The sequence below is a fragment of the Thioalkalivibrio sp. ALE10 genome, assembly GCF_000381385.1.
Taxonomy (GTDB): domain Bacteria; phylum Pseudomonadota; class Gammaproteobacteria; order Ectothiorhodospirales; family Ectothiorhodospiraceae; genus Thioalkalivibrio.
On sequence record NZ_KB906470.1, the window covers coordinates 1 to 1733 of the forward strand.

Sequence of the window (1733 nt, forward strand, 5' to 3'; positions counted from 1 at the left end):
GCTCGGCTACCGGGCCCCGATCGAAGTGCTGGAGCAATCCTTACAGCGGCGACGCGCCGCATGACGTGGCGTTGCACTTATTGGTTGAATTCAGGATCAGATTCAGCCGCTTCGCCGACACCCGAAGATCCTTGCGATCCCGCAACTTCTGCTGCGCCGCATCCGGTAGGTCCGTAAACCGAATCACACCCTTGTCGATCAGTACCTCCACCAGGTCCTCCAGCACCCGGATCAGCTCCAGATCCGAGGCCTGCAATGCTGCGGGTACTGGGTCAGCCTCCTTCCCGGACAGAAACTCCAGCAGCTCAGGCGCATCAACCGCCACGAATTCCGTGCACGCGCCACTCGCTGCCCGACTCACCAGATCGATCCTGCCTTCTGCGTCCCTTCTCACATACATGCGCGGCCTCCGGACCGTACTACACCCGAACCCTGACCTTACACGCTCAGACACAAGAAAGCCCCACCGATTCAAACCGGCGGGGCTGCCTGAACGGCCGATTACTGGTCGATGTTCAACTGACCGTTATTCAACAAGTGATTGATAACGTCCTGAGACGCCGACGCGCCCCCAAAATCACTGAACGACTTCCCTTCTAGGCGAATGATCTGATCGGCATTCTCCTTGTCACCGTTCAGCTCACCCTGGGAACTCAAGTAAAGGACCGTATCGTCACCCTCTTCTTCAGTCACGATGTATTCACTCAAGTCCTCGGCCTCCTCCTCGCCCTGGAGCAAGTCGGACACATCGAGAACGTTCTCACCATTCCCGAAGTCCTTGACGACATCGGTCGCAGGGTCCGTCGTGGTCCCCTCGTCCCCTTCTTGCCAGACGAAGGTATCGTCGCCGTCGCCGCCAATCAGGATATCGTCTCCGCCACCCCCGATCAGAGTGTCATCCCCAGCGCCACCATAAAGCACATCATCCCCGGCCGTCCCTTCTAACGTGTCTGATCCAGAGCCACCCAGAATGTAGGCCTTGACATCGGTTGTCTCATTGCCCGCTGGGTCCGTCGCGGTAGCGGTCACTTCACCGGTGCTACTAGTAGCCGGACTGATCGTTGTAGACCATCCACCGTCGCCGTCCGCCACGACGGTATCGATCAGGTTGCCGTCGCCATCACGAATCTCAACGTCCGAACCAGCCGCAGCCGTGCCGTCTATTTCGATCTCGCGGAAACCGACCGTGGAGGGGTCACGGTCATCGACCGCATACGCATCGCCCGTAAGTCCGGTCGAGTCAATAACAAGCACCGTATCCACACCGTCCACCGATCCCCTGAAGACCAAGAGGTCCCTGTCGTCGCCCTGCAGTGACACTAGATCGGAGCGCGTCACAGTGCCCAACATCGTTCTGGTAGCACCACCCTCTGTCCAGGAAAGCAAGTATTCGCTGTCAACGTCGAACTCGTAGGTATAGCTGCTGTTTTCGGTAGCCTGAATCGACAACCCTGACGTCCCAAACCTGTTCAGGCCAGAGGTCAAAATCGCCGGTATATCGCCAGGTGCAGTGTAAATATCCGATTCAAGCCCCACGCCGAAGTCGCCGGTTTCCAGCGCTCCCCAATTCTGATCAATGACATCGCTGGCATCGCCGCCGGTTGCCCACTTGACACTGTCGATACTGACGTTGGGCCACGCATCCAGCTCGGCCGTATCCTGCGCCGTGATGTCGTTGCCGTTGTTGTCGGTCGCTTCGGCATCGATGGTGAGTTCGCCGTCGGTCAGGCCGC

At 58.7% G+C, this 1733-nt stretch carries 2 protein-coding genes; both read right to left on the reverse strand.

Annotation, left to right across the window (positions count from 1 at the left end):
• Positions 1-40: 40 nt before the first annotated feature.
• A complete protein-coding gene (locus tag F788_RS13500; RefSeq protein WP_051080627.1) occupies positions 41-400 on the reverse strand; it encodes a hypothetical protein in 360 nt (119 codons plus the stop codon).
• Between the two features lie 101 nt (positions 401-501).
• Positions 502-1733 (reverse strand): type I secretion C-terminal target domain-containing protein (locus tag F788_RS14225; RefSeq protein WP_155984450.1); only part of this gene is annotated, 1232 nt, incomplete at its 5' end.